This is a genomic window from Pseudomonas sp. GW821-FHT09E12 (assembly GCF_059416085.1).
In genome coordinates this window covers 501,731-520,236 of the sequence record NZ_JBWKOM010000004.1, presented here as the reverse complement: position 1 = coordinate 520,236, position 18,506 = coordinate 501,731, and the positions used below count along the sequence as shown (strand labels likewise).

Sequence of the window (18,506 nt, the reverse complement as noted above, 5' to 3'; positions counted from 1 at the left end):
AACCGCCCCACCCCCAAGGATAGACGGCAATTGCAAGGACTCAGCTCAATATGGAGACCGTTCCCAGGTATTTCAAGGCGCGTGGCAGATTGTCGCAATCCAGGCTGTCCAGCCAGTGTAAATCAGCCCAGCTGCGTAACCAGGTGAACTGGCGCTTCGCCAATTGGCGCGTGGCAATGATGCCGCGCTCCTGCATCTCGGCGAATGTCAGCTTGCCATCCAGATGATCCCAGACCTGTCGGTAGCCTACAGCACGTATAGACGGCAACCCGGCATGCAGGTCACTTCTAGAACGCAGAGCTACGACCTCGTCGACGAATCCCTGTTCCAACATAATTGTGAATCTTTGTGCAATACGCTCATGCAGTACCTGACGGTTTGCCGGGGCAATGGCCAAGTTCGCGACAGTATAGGGCAATTGTCCCCGTCCCGAAGCGGCTGCTTCAGTACTTTGCGCAGATTGTCGCAGTCTGTGGGCGGTCATGCTCAGGCCGCTGACCCGATAGACTTCCAGCGCCCGGGTCAGGCGCTGCGGATCATTGGGATGAATCCGCGCCGCCGATTCGGGGTCGATTATCGCCAGCTGGTCATGCAAGGCTTGCCAGCCAAGGCGTGCGGCCTCTTCTTCCAGCTCCGCACGAACCTGTGGGTCGGCCGGCGGCATGTCTGCCAGGCCTTCGAGCAAAGCCTTGTAATAGAGCATCGTGCCGCCCACCAGCAGCGGAATCTTGCCGCGCGCGGTGATATCGGCCATGGCGGCCAGCGCATCGGTGCGGAAATCCGCCGCCGAATAGCTCTCGGCCGGGTCGAGAATATCGATCAGACGGTGTGGAAACTCGGCCAGGACTTCCTTGGATGGCTTGGCGGTGCCTATGTCCATGCCACGGTAGACCAGCGCCGAATCGACGCTGATCAGTTCGCAAGGCAGAACCTTGGTGAGCTCGATGGCCAGGTCGGTCTTGCCAGCGGCAGTCGGGCCCATCAGGAAGATCGCTGGAGGAAGCTGACTCATCAACGACCGCGCAAGAAGAGTTTGTCCAGATCGTCCAGGCCCAACTGGGTCCAGGTCGGTCGGCCATGGTTGCATTGACCGCTGCGCTCGGTGTTTTCCATGTCGCGCAACAAGCCGTTCATTTCCGGCAGGGCCAGGCGGCGATTGGCACGGATCGCACCGTGGCAGGCCATGGTACCCAGCAACTCGTTGAGGTGCGCCTGGATACGGTCGCTGGTGCCGTACTCCATCAGGTCGGCCAGGACGTCATGCACCAGGCGATTGGCTTCCGCCTGCTTGAGCAAGGCTGGAATCTGCCGGATCGCCAGCGATTCCGGGCCCAGGCGCTGCAACTCGAAGCCCAGGCGCTGGAACCAGCTGACATGCTCCTCGGCACAATCCGCTTCGCGCTGGCTGACAGCGATCGACTCCGGCACCAGCAGCGGCTGGCCACTCAGGCCTTCGCTGGCCATCGCCACCTTCAGGCGCTCGTACATGATCCGCTCGTGGGCCGCGTGCATGTCCACCAGCACCAGGCCCTGGGCGTTTTCCGCGAGGATATAGATGCCTTTGAGCTGCGCCAGCGCATAGCCCAGCGGCGGGATATCGCCCTGGGCATCCGGCAAGGACGCTGCGCCGGATTCCGGCAGTGGCGCGAAGAACTCACGATAGGCGCTTTGCGCCTCGGCCGCCGGCAGCACTGGCTGCGGACGCGGCGTGTACTGATACTGATAACCCGCGCCCGAGCCAGTCCCCGGCGGATTGAACGCCGGCTGGGCCTGCGGCTGCTCCAGCGTCATGTTCGCCGCCAGGCGCATTTCGCCCTGGGGGCCGAACTCGCCGGCCTCGATCCCGCTCGGCCGCACAATGCCGGCGACCGCGGCCGGCGCCGCCAGATGGTCTTCCGGCCGGACATCGCCCAAGGCGCGATGCAGGGTGCCATACAGGAAGTCGTGGACCATGCGTCCGTCGCGAAAGCGCACTTCGTGCTTGGTCGGGTGCACGTTGACGTCGACCACCGCCGGGTCGACTTCGAAGAACAGCACAAAGGTCGGATGCCGACCGTTGAACAGCACGTCGCGGTAAGCCTGGCGCACCGCATGGGCCACCAGCTTGTCGCGCACCGCGCGGCCGTTGACGTAGAAATACTGCAGGTCCGCCTGGCTGCGGGAAAAGGTCGGCAATCCTACCCAGCCCCACAGATGCAGGCCATTACGTTCGACCTCGATCGGCAGCGCCTGCTCGAGAAAGCCCGAACCGCATACCGCCGCTACACGCCGCGCACGCGCCACATCATCGTTGGCTTCATGCAGGCTGAGAACGCTTTTACCGTTATGACGCAGGTGAAAAGCCACGTCGAAACGCGCCAGGGCCAGGCGCTTGATCACTTCCTGCAGGTGATCGAACTCGGTTTTCTCGGCCTTGAGAAACTTGCGCCGGGCCGGGGTATTGAAGAACAGGTCGCGGACTTCCACCGAGGTACCGACCGGATGGGCCGCCGGCTGCACGCGCGGAGCCATGTCGCGGCCTTCGGTTTCCACCTGCCAGGCCTGATCGGCGTCGCGGGTACGGGAAGTCAGAGTCAAGCGCGCGACCGAGCTGATGGAAGCCAGTGCCTCTCCACGAAAGCCCAGGCTCATGACCTGCTCCAGGTCCTCAAGGTTGCGAATCTTGCTGGTGGCGTGGCGCGCCAGGGCCAGCGGCAGATCGTCCGCGGAGATGCCGCTGCCGTCGTCGCGTACCCGCAGCAGCTTGACACCCGCCTGCTCGACATCCACATCGATGCGCTTGGCCCCAGAGTCCAGGCTGTTCTCCAGCAATTCCTTGATCACCGAGGCAGGACGTTCGACCACCTCACCGGCGGCAATCTGGTTCGCCAGTCGCGGGCTGAGCAGCTCGATGCGGGCGCTGCTGATGACTGCGTCATTCATTCCTTGGCCGCCAGTTCTGTACCCGGGATGGTGAGGGTCTGACCGATTTTCAGCTCATCGCTGCTCAGGTTGTTGGCGCTGCGCAGGGTGGCGGCGGAAACCTGATAACGCACGGCGATCATCGCCAGGGTTTCCCCCGGGCTCACGCGGTGGTCGCGAGGTCCCTGGGCAATCTTCCCGGAATCACGCAGCCAGGCGATGTAGGTGCCCGGCGGTGGATTCTGCTGGAAGAACTGCCGCACACCGCTGCTGATGGAGCGCGCCAATGCCTGCTGGTGGCTGACAGTGGCCAGCTTGGACGCTTCGTTGGCATTGGAGATAAAGCCGGTTTCCACCAGGATCGACGGAATGTCCGGAGACTTGAGCACCATGAACCCGGCCTGTTCGACGCGCTGCTTGTGCAGCGGGGTGACCCGGCCGATGTTGCTGAGCACTTTCTGGCCGACGTTGAGACTGGAAGTCAGCGAGGCCGTCATGGACAAGTCCAGCAGTACGCCGGCGAGCATCCGGTCCTTGTCATCGAGGCTGACGTTGCCGGCCCCGCCGATCAGGTCGGAACGGTTTTCGCTGTCCGCCAGCCAGCGGGCCGTCTCGGACGTGGCGCCACGGTCGGAGAGCGCGAACACTGAGGCCCCGAAGGCCGCACGGGACGGTGCCGCGTCGGCGTGGATCGAGACGAACAGGTCGGCGCCTTTCTTGCGGGCGATCTCGGTGCGGCCGCGCAGCGGGATGAAGTAGTCGCCGGTACGGGTCAACTCGGCGCGGAAGCCCTTGAGGCCGTTGATCTGGCGCTGCAGTTCGCGGGCGATGGCCAGCACCACGTCTTTCTCATGCTGGCCGCGCGAGCCGGAGGCACCCGGGTCTTCGCCACCGTGACCGGCATCGATGACCACGACGATATCGCGCTTGCCGGCCGGGGCCGGTGGCAGCTTGATCTCAGGCTTGGTCGGCGTTACCGGGACCGCCGGCACGGTCGCGACATTCGGCGCGGGTGGCGGAGTCGGCGCCGCGTCGGCCGGGTTGTCGAACAGGTCGACCACCAGGCGATTGCCGTACTGAGCATTGGGCGTCAGGGTAAAACTCTTGGGGGTGACGGCCTTTTTCAGGTCGATGACCACCCGCAGGTCGGTAGGCGTGCGCTGGGCCGAACGCATGGCGGTAATCGGCGTATTCGCCGTGGAGACATTCAGCGGCCCGCCGAGGGTCGCACCGTTAATATCGATCACCAGACGATCAGGGGCCGTCAGGGTGAAGACGCTGTGCTGGACCGGCCCGGACAGGTCAAATACCAGTCGAGTGTTATCCGGTGCCCGCCACAGGCGAACGCTGCGGACCTGCGTAGCGGCCAGAGCGTCGACGGCCAATGCCGTAAGCAACAGTCCTACGACAGCAACCAACGCGCGAATGCGCATACCTAACCCCATCAATTATTTGAATTCCAACGCCAAAGCGGCACACCAGGCCTCGCCACGCGAGCCTTGCGACAACAAATGCAGGGAACGCCCGCTGTTATGCGGGCTAATGGTAATGGTCAGGTCCGGCTTTGGCAAAAAGCCCGCACCACGCTGGGGCCACTCGATCAGACACAGTGCATCGCCCTCGAGATAATCGCGGATGCCGAGAAACTCCAGCTCTTCCGGATCGACCAGGCGATAAAGATCGAAGTGGAAGGCCCGCACATCGCCGACCTCGTAAGGCTCGACCAGGGTAAAGGTCGGGCTTTTCACCGCGCCGGCATGCCCCAGGCCACGGATAAGACCCCGGGACAATGTGGTTTTCCCCGCCCCCAGATCGCCTTCCAGAAAGATCACACCCACCCCTTGAGTGACCTGCGCCAGGCGCGCGCCAAAGGCGATCATGGCGTCTTCGTCTGCCAGATACAGGGTTATTTCAGACACGATGATTGCTCCTCCAGCAACTGACGAATGACCGGGATCAGATCGCTGGCCGCCAGCCCCCGGCCCAATTTACCTTGATGCTCGCCCGCGACAGCATGCAACCAGACCGCCAGGCAAGCGCTATCGAACGCCGGCATCCCCTGGGCCAACAGCGCCCCGACCAGACCGGCCAGCACATCCCCCAGCCCCGCCGTGGCCATGGCCGGATGCCCCCGGTCGCAACGGGCCAGGTGGCCATCAGGGCTGGCCACCAGACTTCCGGCGCCCTTCAGGATGGCGACAGCTGTGTATTTTTTGCTCAGTGCCCGCGCGGCGGCCGGGCGATCCGCCTGCACCTGCGCGACGGAAATCCCCAGCAGCCGTGCGGCCTCCCCCGGGTGCGGGGTGATCACGCTGCCTGGCGGCAAGGTCAAACCGCCTTTGGCCAGCAGATTGAGCGCATCGGCATCCCAGACCTGGGGCCGCGGCGCATTGGCGGCGGCAGATAAAAGGCTGCGCCCCCAGGCCGCCTGCCCCAGCCCGGGTCCCGCCACGATAATCGAGGCCTGCTCCAGCAAGCCCATCAACTGGTTGGCCGAGTCGGTGCCCAGGGCCATGACCTCCGGGACCCGCACCAGAGCGGCCGCAACGTGCTCGCTGCGGGTCGCCAGAGAAACCATCCCGGCACCACTGCGCAGGGCGCTCTCGGCGCAGAGCAGCGCCGCGCCGCCAAAACCGCGATCGCCGCCGATCAGCAACAGGTGGCCGAACTGGCCTTTATGGGCGCTTGGCGAACGGGCAGCCAGCCGCGGCAGCGTGTCGGTCGTCAACGGCTGAATGTCGGGTAAAGGGTGTTTTGTCTGCAGCATGCGTCTTCGGGCTCCGATGTCTGGCAGAATTATACGCACCTCAGCCCCGGTTTCTCTCGCCTCATGCCTGCCATTACCACCGATCTGCCCGCCCTCGCCCAATCGATCAAGGATTGGGGCCGCGAGCTGGGCTTTCAGCAAGTCGGCATCAGCGGCCTGGACCTGGCCGAGCATGAGCAGCACCTGGAGCGCTGGCTCGAGGCGGGCTACCACGGCGAAATGGACTACATGGGCGCCCACGGCAGCAAACGCTCCCATCCGGACGAACTGGTGCCCGGCACCCTGCGCGTGGTGTCCCTGCGCATGGATTACCTGCCCGGCGACACCCAGATGGCGCAGCGCCTGGCCCAGCCGGAAAAGGCCTATGTCTCGCGCTACGCCCTGGGCCGCGACTATCACAAGCTGATCCGCAAGCGCGTGCAGCAACTGGCCGAGCGCATCCAGAAGGAAATCGGCCCGTTCGGCTATCGCGCCTTCGTCGACAGCGCCCCGGTGCTGGAAAAAGCCATAGCCGAACAAGCCGGGCTCGGCTGGATCGGCAAGAACACCCTGGTACTCAACCGCAAGGCCGGCAGCTATTTCTTCCTCAGCGAACTGTTCGTCGACCTGCCCTTGCCGGTGGACGAGCCACACGCCACCGAGCATTGCGGCCGCTGCACGGCATGCCTGGACATCTGCCCGACCAAGGCCTTCGTCGGCCCTTATGTACTGGACGCCCGGCGCTGCATTTCGTACCTGACCATCGAACTGAAAAACGCCATTCCCGAGGATCTGCGCCCGCTGATCGGCAACCGGGTGTTCGGCTGCGACGATTGCCAGATCGTCTGCCCGTGGAACCGCTTCGCCCGCCCTTCCGGCGAAGGCGACTTCAAGCCACGCCACAACCTCGACAATGCCGAGCTGGCCGAGCTGTTCATGTGGGACGAGGACAAGTTTCTCAGCAGCACCGAAGGCTCGCCGCTGCGCCGCGCCGGCTATGAGCGCTGGCTACGCAACCTGGCGGTGGGGCTGGGTAACGCGCCGTCGAGCATTCCGGTGCTGGAAGCCCTGAAAGCCCGGCGGGATTACCCGTCAGAACTGGTGCGCGAACACGTGGAATGGGCGCTGAAGCAGCACGCCAGCCGTCATTGCTCGTCGTTGTAGACGAACTTGGGCATTTCCCAGTGGAAACGGATCGCCAGCAGGCGCAGTAGGAAACCGCCGAACAGGGTGATGAGGATCGACTGCTCGCCGGGCAATTGCAGATAGATGCAGAGCATGTAGCACCAGGCCGCGGCGAACGAGACGCTGGCATACAACTCACGCCGGAAGATCAGCGGAATATCGTTGCAGAAGATGTCCCGCAGGATGCCGCCGAACACCCCGGTAATCACCCCGCTGACCGATGCCACCACCATGCCGTGGCCCATTTCCAGGGCGGTCATGCAACCGATCAGGGTGAACGCCACCAGCCCCACGGCGTCGAGCACCAGGAACAGCGAACGCAAGTGGCGCATCAAGGGCGCGATGAAGATCGTCACCAGGGCCGCAACCGAGGTCAACACCAGATACTCCGGGTGCTTGACCCAGGTCAGCGGGTAATGCCCCAGCAGCACGTCACGCACCGAACCGCCACCCAGGGCCGTGACGCAGGCGATCAACACCACCCCGAACCAGTCCATGCCGCGACGACCGGCAGACAAGGCGCCAGTCATGGCTTCGGCGGTAATGGCAATCAGGTAAAGCATCAGCAGCATGATGGCGGTCCTTACAGGAAGGCGCGCAGTCTACTCAGTTGCTGCCGGCACCAAAAGGGGGCGCCGGCTGGAATTGCTGGAGCCCCTGGAGCGATCTATCGCGAGCAAGCCTTGCGCGAACCCGTAGGAGCGAGGCTTGCCCGCGATGACGTCAGAACAGACGCCACCGCACCATCAGAGCTTGATGAAATGCTTGCGGTAATGCTGCAGCTCGGCGATCGACTCGCGGATGTCGTCCAGGGCCAGGTGGGTGCTGCCTTTCTTGAAGCTGTCGCGCACGTCCGGCGCCCAGCGGGCGGCCAGTTCCTTGAGGGTGGAAACATCAAGGTTGCGGTAGTGGAAGTAGCTTTCCAGCGCCTTCATATGGCGATACAGGAAGCGGCGATCCTGGCAGATGCTGTTGCCACAAATCGGCGACTTGCCCTTGGGCACCCACTGCTCCAGGAAGGCGATGGTCTGCGCTTCCGCTTCAGCCATGCTGATGCGGCTTTCACGCACGCGCTGGGTCAGCCCCGAGCCGCCGTGCTGGCGGGTGTTCCACTCATCCATGCCGGCGAGAATTTCATCGCTCTGGTGGATGGCAATGACCGGACCTTCAGCCAAGGTATTGAGATTGCTATCGGTGACGATGGTCGCCATCTCGATGATGACGTCGGTATCAGGGTTCAGACCGGTCATTTCCAGATCGATCCAGATCAGATTCTGCGGGTTTTGCATGTGTGGGCTCCTCGGCGTAGTTGCGCAGTTTAGCCTAGAGGGACCTGCCGGCGTGCTAAACTCGCGGCCGTTTTACCTAACCGCCGCATTATCGACACGGAACACCAATGGCCAAACGCCAGCTCAATCGTCGCCAAAACTGGCGCATCGAAAAGATTCAAGGCGAACGCGCCGCCCGCGCCGCCAAACGTGAATCCTCTGCCGTGGAAGCACTGGAAGGCGGCGATCTCGGCCCCGAACAGACCGGCCTGGTGATCGCCCACTTCGGTGTGCAGGTCGAGGTCGAGGCGCGCGAGGGCGAACTGGCCGGCCAGGTGTTCCGCTGCCACTTGCGCGCCAACCTGCCGGCGCTGGTGACCGGCGATCAGGTGGTCTGGCGTCCGGGCAACCAGGGCATCGGTGTGATCGTCGCGCAACTGCCGCGCCACACCGAGCTGTGCCGTCCCGACAGCCGCGGCCAGCTCAAGCCGGTGGCCGCCAACGTCGACATGATCGTGATCGTCTTCGCCCCGCTGCCCGAGCCCCATGCCAACCTGATCGACCGCTACCTGGTCGCCGCCGAACATGCCGGCATCCGTCCGCTGCTGCTGCTCAACAAGTTCGACCTGATCGACGAGCAGAATGCCCCCGCCCTGAACGCCTTGCTGGCGGTCTATCGGCAACTGGGCTACCCGGTGCTGGAAGTCTCGGCGCACCACGGCGACGGCATGGAACAGCTGCAAGCGCAGCTGGACGGACGGATCAGCGTGTTCGTCGGCCAGTCGGGCGTGGGCAAGTCGTCGCTGGTGAACAGCCTGCTGCCGGAAGTCGAAACCCGCGTCGGGCCTTTGTCGGAACTGTCCGGCCAGGGCACCCACACCACCACCACCGCGCGCCTGTTCCACTTCCCGGGCGGTGGCGAACTGATCGACTCCCCGGGGATTCGCGAATTCGGCCTGGGCCACGTCAGCCGCGCCGATGTCGAAGCAGGCTTCATCGAGTTCAACGACCTGCTGGGCACCTGCCGTTTCCGCGACTGCAAGCATGACCGCGAACCGGGCTGCGCCCTGCTCAAGGCCCTGGAAGACGGCCGGATCCAGCAGCAGCGGATGAACAGCTATCGCTCGATCATCGCCAGCCTGCCGGACAGCAGCTATTAACAGGTAGCACCACGCTGAAAAAAAAGGCCGCGATGATCGCGGCCTTTTTTATCGAGCACTCTTTATACAGAGCCCGCCGTTACCAATCACCGCGCGGCTGGAGGCGTAGCTGCGGGTGCAGCCGCGCCTTCGGTCTTCGGTGCGGCATCGTCGAAGATATTCAGGCGCTCGCGCAGCTCATGGGCCGGCAGTGGCTCCTGCTCCGGCGGCAAGGCATTCGGGTCGACCGGCACTTCGCCCGGGGCACCCTGGCCCTGGGTTGGTGCCGAGGCCTCGGGAGCGACTTCACCTTCGATCGCGCGCTGGGCCTTTTTGGTCAGCACCACAATGTCGATACGCCGGTTGATCGGGTTGAACGGGTCCTTGCGATCGAACAGCGATGACGAGGCATACCCCACCACGCGAGCCACCTGGCCGTCCGGATAGCTGCCCGCCACCAGCGCCCGACGCGCGGCGTTGGCACGGTTGGCCGAAAGCTCCCAGTTGCCGAAATCGCCGGTGCCCGAGTAAGGCTTGGCATCGGTGTGACCGCTGATGCTGATCTTGTTCGGCACCGCCTTGATGGTGTCGGCCATGGCCAGCAGGATGTCCTCGAAGTACGGCTTCAGGCGCGCACTGCCGGAGTCGAACATCGGCCGGTTTTCCGAATCGATGATCTGGATACGCAGGCCGTCCGGAGTGATCTCGAACAGGATCTGGTCCTTGAACTTCTGCAATTGCGGGTTTTCTTCGACCTTGTTCTGCAGCTCTTGAAGCAACAGCTCCAGACGCTCTCTTTCCACCTGCTCGGCCATGCTCTCGACCTGATCAGTGTCGACCGTGACCTTGTCCGGTTGCGGCTGCGACTTGATCTCGGGGTTGAGCGTGTTTTCCGGCGCCAGCTCGGGAGAACCGCCCAGGTCGATGATGTAGGGCGTGCCGCTTTCCGAGAAGCCGATCGGGTCCTTGAAGTAACCGGCAATGGCGATCTTCTGTTCCGGGGTGGCGGTGGACAGCAGCCACAGCACCAGGAAGAACGCCATCATCGCCGTGGCGAAGTCGGCGAAGGCGATCTTCCATGCCCCGCCGTGATGCCCGCCGGCAAAGCGCTTGACGCGCTTGATGATAATCGGCTGATTGTTTTCCATGGCTTAGCGACCGCGAACCGCTTGTTCCAGCTCGGCGAAGCTCGGACGGTGCGCCGGGTACAGGACCTTGCGCCCGAACTCCACGGCCAGCGATGGCGGCATGCCGGAAGCCGAGGCCACCAGGGAGGCCTTGATGGCTTCATAGACGTTCAGCTCTTCCTTGGCGTCGTGGGCCAGGGAATGGGCCAGCGGGCCGAAGAAGCCGTAGGCCGCGAGAATACCGAAGAAGGTACCGACCAGTGCCGCACCTACGTGCAGGCCGATGGACTTCTGGTCGCCATCGCCCAGGGACGCCATGGTCACCACGATACCCAGTACCGCCGCGACGATACCGAAACCCGGCATGCCGTCGGCGATGCCGTTGACCGCATGGGACGGATGCTCGAGGTCTTCCTTGAGACTGAACAGCTCCATGTCGAACAGGCCTTCCAGCTCGTGGGGAGCCATGTTGCCGGAGGACATGATGCGCAGGTAGTCACAGATGAACGCGGTCATGCGCTCGTCTTTGAGCACGGATGGGTACTTGGCGAAAATCGGGCTAGCGGCAGCGTCTTCGATATCGCCCTCGATCGCCATCATGCCTTCGCGGCGGCTCTTGTTGAGGATCTCGTAGATCAGGCCCAGCACTTCCAGGTAGAAGGTCTGGGAAAAACGCGAACCGAACATCCCCAAGGACTTCTTGAGCACGTGCATGGTCATGTAGCCGGGGTTCGCCTGCAGGAACGCCCCCAGCGCGGCGCCGCCGATAATCAAGACCTCGAAAGGCTGAATCAGGGCGGCAATCTTGCCGTGAGAAAGCACGTATCCGCCGAGCACGCTCGCGAACACGACGATGATGCCGATAATTTTAGCCATAGGTAGGAAGGTACTTACTGAGTCGGGTTCAAGGTCATATTCGGAAGTTCTTAAAACTCTTCTTCTACTTATCGGCAAAACTGCGCCAGACTATAGGCCGTTAAGGCGAAAAGCCAGTTTGGCCCGCTCTGGGCGTGTTTACAGCAGACGATGATTGCGCCCAGCCATGTCTAATGAAACGACAGTCCCAACTACCGCCCCCCACTCCCTCGAATCCTGGATAAAGCTGCTTGACGCGGTCCGCCTGCCGGTGCCGCAGGCCAGCCATGACCGGGTCTGCAAAGCCATCAGGGACAATCGCAGCTCATTGCGCGACATTGCCGACCTGATGCAGGACAGCCCCGCGTTGGCCTTGAGCGTGATTCGCGAAGCCAATCGCCACACCCACGGCAGCATGGGCGAGCCGGCCGAGAACCTCGAGGTCGCCCTCAACCGCCTGGGCCTGGCGCGTACCGAAGAATTGCTCGCCCGCCTGCCCGCCCAGCCCGAGCAGGAGATCCCGGTTGGGCTGCGCCAGTTGCAACTGATCAGCCAGCACGCGACCCAACAGGCCAATGGCTTTTTCGCCGGGCGCCTGGCCAGGCTCTGGCAGGACATTCACTGGGGCAGCCTGCTGTTTCTCTCGCCGCTGTGGCCCTTGGCGCTGGCCTATCCAAAACTGCTCGAAGAGTGGGAGCTGCGTGTCGTCCATAAAGCCGAACCGGCCCAGGAGGTCGAGCAGGAACTGTTCGGCGTCGGCCTGCTTCAGTTGGGCCAGGCCCTGGTGGAGGTCTGGCACTTGCCGATCTGGGTACAGCAAGGCTACCGCCTGCTGATCGACGAGCAGGACCAATTGGTCAAGGCCCTGCATATCGCCCGGGACAACGCCCATCCGCTGCACCAGCGACAATGCCTGGATGCCGACCCGGCCCTGCAGCGCTGGCTGAACCAGCCGGCCAACAGTGTGTTGCTGGCCAACGCCCTGGCCCTCTCGGCGCAAGAATCCTGGACCGGCCCGCACTGCATGCGCTGGCAATACCTGACCAGCCTGTACCTGCAGATGTCGATGGACGAGCTGCAACAACAGCTGCACCAGCAAGCCGCGCAGAGTGCCCGGCATCACCACATGCCCGACCTGTGGCATCCGGCCGAGGCGCTGCTCTGGCCCTGGGAGGCCCGGCGCGTGCATCGCGGCGAGCTCCCGGTTCCCGCACCAACCGCAGAAGATCTGGCCAAGTGGCGCAAGCAATGCAGCGAATTGCTGGTGGAGCCCAGCCGCTTCAGCAATGCCATGCACCTGACCACCTTTGCCCGCGACGCCCTGGTGGCGTGCGGCATGCGCCGGGTGATGCTGCTGATGGTCGACCGCACGCGGACCCAGTTGCGCGTGCATCAGATCGCCGGACTGCCCGCCCCCGCCATGAACCTGGCATTGACGATCAACCAGAGCAGCGTATTGCAAAGGCTGCTGGATGCTCCGGCGCAAGTGCGCCTGACGCCGACCAACAACGCCCAGTTCTCCGCCCGCCTGCCCGCCAGCCTGCGCACGCTGTTTCGTGGCGAGCACCTGCTGATGCGCTCGGTGCCCAGCAATGGCCGGGTAATCATGCTGATCGTCGCCGACCAGGGCGGCCAACCCTTCTCGGAAATCTCCGTACAGGCGTTCGGCAAGACCACGCAGTGCATCGAAAAGGCCCTGCACAGCTTTACCAACCGCAGCCGCTGACGCTTGCGCTACAATCCCTCCCTTTGTGCCCTGGAGACCTCACATGCCTGACTTCTCTGGCTTGCCGCTGGTGATCGAGCCGAGCGACCTGCTCCCTCGCCTCGACGCCCGCGAACTGATTCTGGTGGACCTAACCAGCGCCGCCCGCTATGCCGCGGGCCATATCCCCGGCGCGCACTTCGTCGACCCCAAGCGTACCCAGCTCGGTCAGGCACCGGCGCCAGGGCTGATGCCGCCACAGGCAGCCCTTGAGGCCCTGTTCGGCGAACTGGGGCATAACCCGGACGCGGTCTACGTGGTCTATGACGACGAAGGCGGCGGCTGGGCCGGGCGCTTCATCTGGCTGCTGGATGTCATCGGCCACTCCCGTTACCACTACCTGGACGGCGGGCTGCTGGCCTGGCTGGCCGACGGCCTGCCGGTCTCGAATGAAGTCCCGGCGGCCGTCGGCGGCCCTGTCGCCCTGACCCTGCACGACGAACCGACCGCCACCCGCGAATACCTGCAAAGTCGTCTTGGCGCGGCCGACCTGGCGATCTGGGATGCCCGCGGCCCCCTGGAGTACTCGGGGGAGAAAGTCCTCGCCGCCAAGGGTGGGCACATTCCCGGTGCGATCAACTTCGAGTGGACGGCGGGCATGGACCCGGCGCGCAACCTGCGGATCCGCAGCGACATGCCGCAGATCCTCGAACAGCTCGGCATCAGCAAAGACAAAGAAGTGATCACCCACTGCCAGACTCACCATCGCTCTGGCTTCACCTATCTGGTGGCCAAGGCGCTCGGTTATCCGCGAGTCAAAGGCTATGCCGGTTCCTGGGGCGAATGGGGCAACCACCCTGACACGCCCGTAGAGATTTAAGGTTTTAAGGACAGTTAATGAAAAAGCGTTTGTTTATCCTCAGCCAGTACCTGCTGCCTCACCACCTGCTGTCGCGCCTGGCCGGCTGCATTGCCGAGTGCCGCGTGCGCTGGTTCAAGAATGCCTTCACCGCCTGGTTCGCCAAGCGTTATCAGGTGGACATGTCCCAAGCGCTGGTGGAAGACCTGACCGCCTATGAGCACTTCAACGCCTTCTTCACCCGCGCGTTGAAAGACGGTGCCCGCCCGCTGGACCAGACCCCGGGCGCGATCCTCAGCCCAGCCGACGGCGCGGTCAGCCAGCTTGGCCCGATCGAGCACGGTCGGGTATTCCAGGCCAAGGGCCACAGCTTCAGCGTGCTGGAACTGCTGGGTGGCGACTCGGCCCTGGCAGCCCCGTTCATGGGCGGCGATTTCGCCACCATCTACCTGTCGCCGAAGGACTACCACCGCGTGCACATGCCGCTGGCCGGCACCCTGCGGGAAATGGTCTACGTGCCGGGACGGATCTTCTCGGTCAACCAGACCACCGCGGAAAACGTGCCGGAGCTGTTCGCCCGCAACGAGCGCGTGGTATGCGTTTTCGATACCGAGCGCGGGCCGATGGCCGTGGTCCTGGTCGGCGCGATGATCGTGGCATCGATCGAAACCGTCTGGGCCGGCCTGGTGACTCCGCCCAAGCGCGAACTGAAGACCGTGCGCTACGACGAAGCCGCCCGCGCGCCGATCCACCTGGAAAAGGGCGCCGAATTGGGCCGCTTCAAGCTGGGTTCCACCGCGATCGTGCTGTTCGGGCCGGAGCAAGTGCAGTGGGCCGAAGAACTGGCGGCCGGCTCGCCGGTCCAGATGGGCCAGAGCCTGACGTCGGCAAACGCCTGAGGCGATTGACTGCGCAATGAAGAGCGAACAGCTCCAGGCGCGATGAAGCCCCCCCAGTTCAGGGGAGTGTCCGAAGAATGCCGCCGGTCTTTCGACAGGCGGCTTTTTTTTGCCCGTCGCAGGCTCCCGACGCAGTACCACTGGGGCCACTAGAACAACAAGCTCAGCATCTCGCTCAGGGCACGATCCGTCGGGTGCGACGAACGGCTTTTCTGCTTCAGGCTCTGTTGCAGGCAGTCGATAAAACACATCGCGGCATAACTGTGGGTATGCCCCTGATGACTGATGATGCCCATGGCCTGCCTATCCATCTCCTCGCGCAGCGCCAAGGCTTGCACATGGGGCTGGAAGCCATGGCACAGCAACAATGGCTCCGGGCCGAAGCTCAACATGCCAGCTTGCAGCACCATGCTCGACAGCAGGGTCATCGAATGGGCACAGATCAATCGCTCGGGACCGATGCCCAATCCATGCCGACCGAACAACGAGTGCATCACCTGCTCATAAGTGACCGGGCTGTAGTTGACCACCCATTCCTGCTCCAGCAACTCCTCCAGGGAACTGGCCCGCAACGCCGGATGGCCATGGCGGGCGAAGACCCGACAAGGGTGGGTCAACAACGGCTGGCAATGGAACTCCTGGGCGGAAATGCTGCTGAACAGTGGGCCGATGGCGAAGTCCATTTGACCATCCCGTAGCAGGGGCAAGGCTACCGCCAGCAATCCCTCGAACAATTCCAGGCGAATCTCCGGCATGCGCTGGCGAAACAACCGCACCACATCCGGCAACAGCGTTTCAGCCAGCCAGGGCGTGACCCCGACGCAGAGGCGGGCCGCGTGCTGGCCGCGCAAAGCGGCCAGTTCATCCTCGGCTCGCTCCAGTTGCCTGAGCACCTGCCGGGCATGCTTGAGCAGTACCCGTCCGGCATCGTTCAGCCGCGTACCGCCGGCATGGCGTTGTAGCAAGGGCAACTGCTGTTCGGCCTCCAGTTCGCGCAAGGTCTTGCTGACCGCGGCTTGCGACAGGGCCAGCGCCTTGGCAGCGGCGCGGATGCTGCCGTGCTCCGCCATGGAGATCAATGCCTGCAACTGATGGATCTTCATTGCTCCTCTCCCACCATCAACCAGAAGTGCTACTGACAACTTTTTTGCGCCTTCCCGGTGTTCTGGGTTGCTTCTAGTATCCCCAGGCCTAGGTCATAACCCCAACAATAAAAAGGAGACATCGCCATGGGCGCGTCCACCATCTTGCCCGGTATCCGTGAAATCACCCCATCCATGATCGCCCTGCGCCATGAGATCCATGCCCATCCCGAATTGGGATTCGAAGAGTTCGAGACCCGCGCCCAGGTGATTCGCTGCCTGCAGAATTGGGGCTACGACATTCACGAAGGGCTGGGGGAAACCGGCGTGGTCGGCACACTCCGCAATGGAGAAGGGCCCGCTATCGGCCTGCGCGCCGACATGGATGCCCTGCCGATCCAGGAAACCACCGGCCTGCCCTGGGCCAGCCGGGTCGAGGGCAAGATGCACGCCTGCGGCCACGACGGCCATACCGCCATGCTGCTGGCCGCGGCCTGGGACCTGGCCAAGCGCCGGCCTTTTCGTGGCACCCTGCACCTGTTCTTTCAGCCGGCCGAAGAAGGTCATGGCGGCTCCGGGGCCAAGCGCATGCTGGATGATGGCCTGTTCGATCTGTTCCCCTGCCAGGCGATTTTCGCCATGCACAATATGCCGGGGGTGCCCCTGGGCAAGCTGGGCTTCCTGCCTGGGCCATTCATGGCCTCCACCGATACCGCCACCATCCGCATCCAGGCCACCGGCGGCCACGGTGCGATGCCGCACAAGGCCGTGGACCCGATCGTGGTCTGTGCCTCTCTGGTGATGGCCCTGCAAAGCATTGTGTCGCGCAACGTGCCCCCACTGGAGACGGCCGTAATCACTGTGGGGGCGATCATGGCCGGCGAGGCCCCCAACGTGATTCCGGAAACCGCGCAAATGCGCCTGAGCATACGCGCCTTGTGCCCGGACATCCGCGAGCTGTTGCGTCAACGCATCGTGGCCCTGGCCGAGGCCCAGGCCGCGGGATTTGGCGCCCGTGCCGAGGTGGATTACGAGTATGGCTATCCGCTGCTGGTCAATGACGTCGCGGCGACCCGGCTGGCCGAGGCAGTGGCGCGAGACTGGCTCGGGGAGGAAGGGTTGGCGACGAACATGCAGCCGCTGACCGGCAGCGAGGACTTCGCCTTCTGGTTGGAGCAGGTACCAGGCTGCTACCTGATTATCGGCAATGGCGACGGCGAAGGCGGCTGCATGGTGCATAACCCAGGTTATGACTTCAACGACCAGGCCCTGCCGATCGGGGCAAGTTACTGGGTCAAGCTGGTGGAACGCTATCTGGCCTGACTCCGGGAGCACTTGCCATGACCACTTTACAGAAAGCGCCGGTGCTCAATGCGTCGGCTCCCAGTCGGCGCGCAATTATCGCCATCACACTGGGCAACGCCCTGGAGTTCTACGACTTCATCGTCTACAGCGCCCTGGCCACCTTGATGGGGCGCCTGTTCTTTCCATTTACCGATGAACCCTTGTTGCAATTGATGCTGTCGTTGGCGGTATTTGGCACCGGTTTTATCAGCCGGCCCATCGGCGGCATCCTGATTGGCCTGTATGCCGACCGTCGAGGCCGCAAACCGGCGTTGCGACTAAGCCTTTGGCTGATGGCCATTGGTTCGCTGCTGTTAGTGATCGCCCCCACTTACGCCCAGGCCGGCCTGCTGGGCCCGCTGCTGGTGCTGCTGGCGCGCCTGGTGCAAGGCTTTGCCGTGGGTGGCCAGGTCGGTGCGGCCACCTCCATGCTGATGGAGTACGCCAACGACCGAACACGCGGCTATTACTGTAGCTGGCAGCTGTTGAGCCAGGGCCTGGGGGTACTCTGCGGCACATTGGTGGTGGCGTTGCTGGGCGCAGTTCTGTCACCGGAAGCCATGGACAGTTGGGGCTGGCGGATGGTGTTCGCGGTCGGCGTGCTGACGATTCCGGTAGGTGAATACATTCGCCACCGGCTGGATGAAACTGCCGCCGTTAGCACCAGCTCGCCCCAAGGTGAGCCTGCGCCAGACCAGGAACCGGCGGGGCCGTTGCTGCGCCAGCACTCGCGGCAGATTATCGCCGGAGTGTTAGTGGCGGTGGGAGCAACGGCACCGACCTTTATCATTAGCCACTACCTGGCCAACCACGCCGTGACCTTGCTCGGCATGCCCCTGTCGGTGGCGATCTGGGCGGCCTCGGCGTCGGCACTGCTGACGGTGCTGCTGTCGGTCCCGGCGGGGCGATTGAGCGACCGGATCGGCCGGCGCCGATCGATCCTGCTGCCGCGGCTGGCGTTGCTGGCGCTGATCTACCCTGGCTTCCTGCTGCTGCATGCCATGCCCGGCTTGCCAATGCTGCTATTGGTAGTCAGCCTGCTGAGCGTGCCTTTGGTATATACCTCGGTACCCTCCCTTGCAGTGTTGCCGGAGCTGTTTCCACGCCGCATCCGTGCCAGCGGCATGTCCATCGTCTATTGCCTGGGAGTCATGGTGTTCGGCGGTTTTGCGCAGTTCTTCGCCTCTGGCCTGATCAAGCTCACGGGCGACCCCAGCTCGCCGGCCTGGTATGTGATGGTCTGCATTCTGTTGTCGCTGATCGGCCTGGCCATGGTGCCGGAAACCGCGGGCAAAGCCTTGGACTAGGCCTCCCGCTGCCGGCCTGGAGAGCATCGGACCGGCAGCGGACTCAGGTTCCGCGATGCGCAGCCTGGCGACGGCGCACCTCCTACTGG

Annotated in this window: 17 protein-coding genes; 7 read left to right on the top strand and 10 right to left on the bottom strand. The window is 63.7% G+C overall.

Going from position 1 to position 18,506, the window contains the following annotated elements; translation table 11 throughout:
- Window positions 1–40 precede the first annotated feature (40 nt).
- The 5 genes from miaA to AC07PQ_RS14235 are packed head-to-tail and all read right to left on the bottom strand — an operon-like array spanning window position 41 to window position 5,668.
- Complete coding sequence (gene miaA, locus AC07PQ_RS14255) at window positions 41–1,012, bottom strand: tRNA (adenosine(37)-N6)-dimethylallyltransferase MiaA (RefSeq protein ID WP_007921382.1); 972 nt, start codon at window positions 1,010–1,012, stop codon at window positions 41–43.
- Window positions 1,012–2,922 carry a DNA mismatch repair endonuclease MutL gene (gene mutL, locus AC07PQ_RS14250; protein WP_007921383.1) on the bottom strand — a complete coding sequence of 637 codons (1,911 nt, stop codon included), beginning with the start codon at window positions 2,920–2,922 and terminating at the stop codon, window positions 1,012–1,014. Before mutL ends, miaA begins: the two co-directional genes overlap by 1 nt.
- Entirely contained in the window at window positions 2,919–4,346 is a 1,428-nt protein-coding gene (locus AC07PQ_RS14245) for an N-acetylmuramoyl-L-alanine amidase (protein ID WP_202949036.1), read from the bottom strand. The genes mutL and AC07PQ_RS14245 overlap by 4 nt, the downstream gene beginning before the upstream one ends.
- A gap of 3 nt (window positions 4,347–4,349) precedes the next feature.
- A complete protein-coding gene (gene tsaE / locus AC07PQ_RS14240) occupies window positions 4,350–4,820 on the bottom strand; it encodes a tRNA (adenosine(37)-N6)-threonylcarbamoyltransferase complex ATPase subunit type 1 TsaE (RefSeq protein WP_023970215.1) in 471 nt (156 codons plus the stop codon).
- On the bottom strand, window positions 4,808–5,668 hold the full coding sequence (locus AC07PQ_RS14235) for an NAD(P)H-hydrate dehydratase (protein ID WP_493185741.1): 861 nt from the start codon (window positions 5,666–5,668) through the stop codon (window positions 4,808–4,810). Before AC07PQ_RS14235 ends, tsaE begins: the two co-directional genes overlap by 13 nt.
- Before the next feature lie 63 nt (window positions 5,669–5,731).
- Here AC07PQ_RS14235 and queG point away from each other — a divergent pair, with 63 nt between their 5' ends.
- Window positions 5,732–6,811: a tRNA epoxyqueuosine(34) reductase QueG gene (gene queG / locus AC07PQ_RS14230; RefSeq protein WP_007921396.1), complete on the top strand. Its 1,080-nt coding sequence runs from the start codon at window positions 5,732–5,734 to the stop codon at window positions 6,809–6,811.
- Here queG and AC07PQ_RS14225 read toward each other — a convergent pair.
- Both AC07PQ_RS14225 and orn read right to left on the bottom strand, forming a co-directional pair.
- A complete protein-coding gene (locus tag AC07PQ_RS14225) occupies window positions 6,793–7,407 on the bottom strand; it encodes a trimeric intracellular cation channel family protein (RefSeq protein ID WP_169915460.1) in 615 nt (204 codons plus the stop codon). The two genes, queG and AC07PQ_RS14225, sit on opposite strands and share 19 nt — an antisense overlap.
- Window positions 7,408–7,578: 171 nt before the next feature.
- Entirely contained in the window at window positions 7,579–8,121 is a 543-nt protein-coding gene (orn, locus tag AC07PQ_RS14220; protein WP_007921399.1) for an oligoribonuclease, read from the bottom strand.
- 107 nt (window positions 8,122–8,228) lie between these two features.
- Here orn and rsgA point away from each other — a divergent pair, with 107 nt between their 5' ends.
- A complete protein-coding gene (gene rsgA, locus AC07PQ_RS14215) occupies window positions 8,229–9,260 on the top strand; it encodes a small ribosomal subunit biogenesis GTPase RsgA (protein WP_007921400.1) in 1,032 nt (343 codons plus the stop codon).
- Window positions 9,261–9,346: 86 nt separating this feature from the next.
- Here rsgA and motB read toward each other — a convergent pair whose 3' ends face one another.
- The gene (gene motB / locus AC07PQ_RS14210) at window positions 9,347–10,387 is read right to left on the bottom strand and encodes a flagellar motor protein MotB (RefSeq protein ID WP_007921401.1); all 1,041 of its coding nucleotides are present in this window, start codon (window positions 10,385–10,387) and stop codon (window positions 9,347–9,349) included.
- Between the two features lie 3 nt (window positions 10,388–10,390).
- Window positions 10,391–11,242, bottom strand: a complete 852-nt coding sequence (gene motA / locus AC07PQ_RS14205) for a flagellar motor stator protein MotA (RefSeq protein ID WP_007921402.1) — start codon at window positions 11,240–11,242, stop codon at window positions 10,391–10,393.
- A gap of 166 nt (window positions 11,243–11,408) precedes the next feature.
- Here motA and AC07PQ_RS14200 point away from each other — a divergent pair, with 166 nt between their 5' ends.
- Genes AC07PQ_RS14200 through asd form a run of 3 tightly spaced genes read left to right on the top strand, consistent with a single transcriptional unit; the run spans window position 11,409 to window position 14,684 of the window.
- Complete coding sequence (locus AC07PQ_RS14200; protein ID WP_493185740.1) at window positions 11,409–12,947, top strand: HDOD domain-containing protein; 1,539 nt, start codon at window positions 11,409–11,411, stop codon at window positions 12,945–12,947.
- Window positions 12,948–12,990: 43 nt separating this feature from the next.
- A complete protein-coding gene (rhdA, locus tag AC07PQ_RS14195; RefSeq protein WP_009041897.1) occupies window positions 12,991–13,806 on the top strand; it encodes a thiosulfate sulfurtransferase in 816 nt (271 codons plus the stop codon).
- Window positions 13,807–13,823: 17 nt separating this feature from the next.
- Window positions 13,824–14,684: an archaetidylserine decarboxylase gene (gene asd, locus AC07PQ_RS14190; RefSeq protein WP_007921406.1), complete on the top strand. Its 861-nt coding sequence runs from the start codon at window positions 13,824–13,826 to the stop codon at window positions 14,682–14,684.
- 149 nt (window positions 14,685–14,833) lie between these two features.
- Here the strand turns inward: asd and AC07PQ_RS14185 are convergent, their stop codons facing one another.
- Window positions 14,834–15,787 (bottom strand): LysR family transcriptional regulator, encoded by a 954-nt coding sequence (locus AC07PQ_RS14185; protein WP_493185739.1) that lies wholly within the window; start codon window positions 15,785–15,787, stop codon window positions 14,834–14,836.
- A 126-nt stretch (window positions 15,788–15,913) separates the two neighbouring features.
- On the opposite strand from AC07PQ_RS14185, the gene AC07PQ_RS14180 reads away from it, so the two are divergent.
- Together AC07PQ_RS14180 and AC07PQ_RS14175 are read left to right on the top strand one after the other, a co-directional pair.
- A complete protein-coding gene (locus tag AC07PQ_RS14180; protein WP_101336671.1) occupies window positions 15,914–17,089 on the top strand; it encodes a M20 aminoacylase family protein in 1,176 nt (391 codons plus the stop codon).
- Between the two features lie 17 nt (window positions 17,090–17,106).
- Window positions 17,107–18,417, top strand: coding sequence for an MFS transporter (locus AC07PQ_RS14175; RefSeq protein WP_007921410.1), 1,311 nt, complete (start codon window positions 17,107–17,109; stop codon window positions 18,415–18,417).
- The last annotated feature ends 89 nt before the right edge of the window (window positions 18,418–18,506 follow it).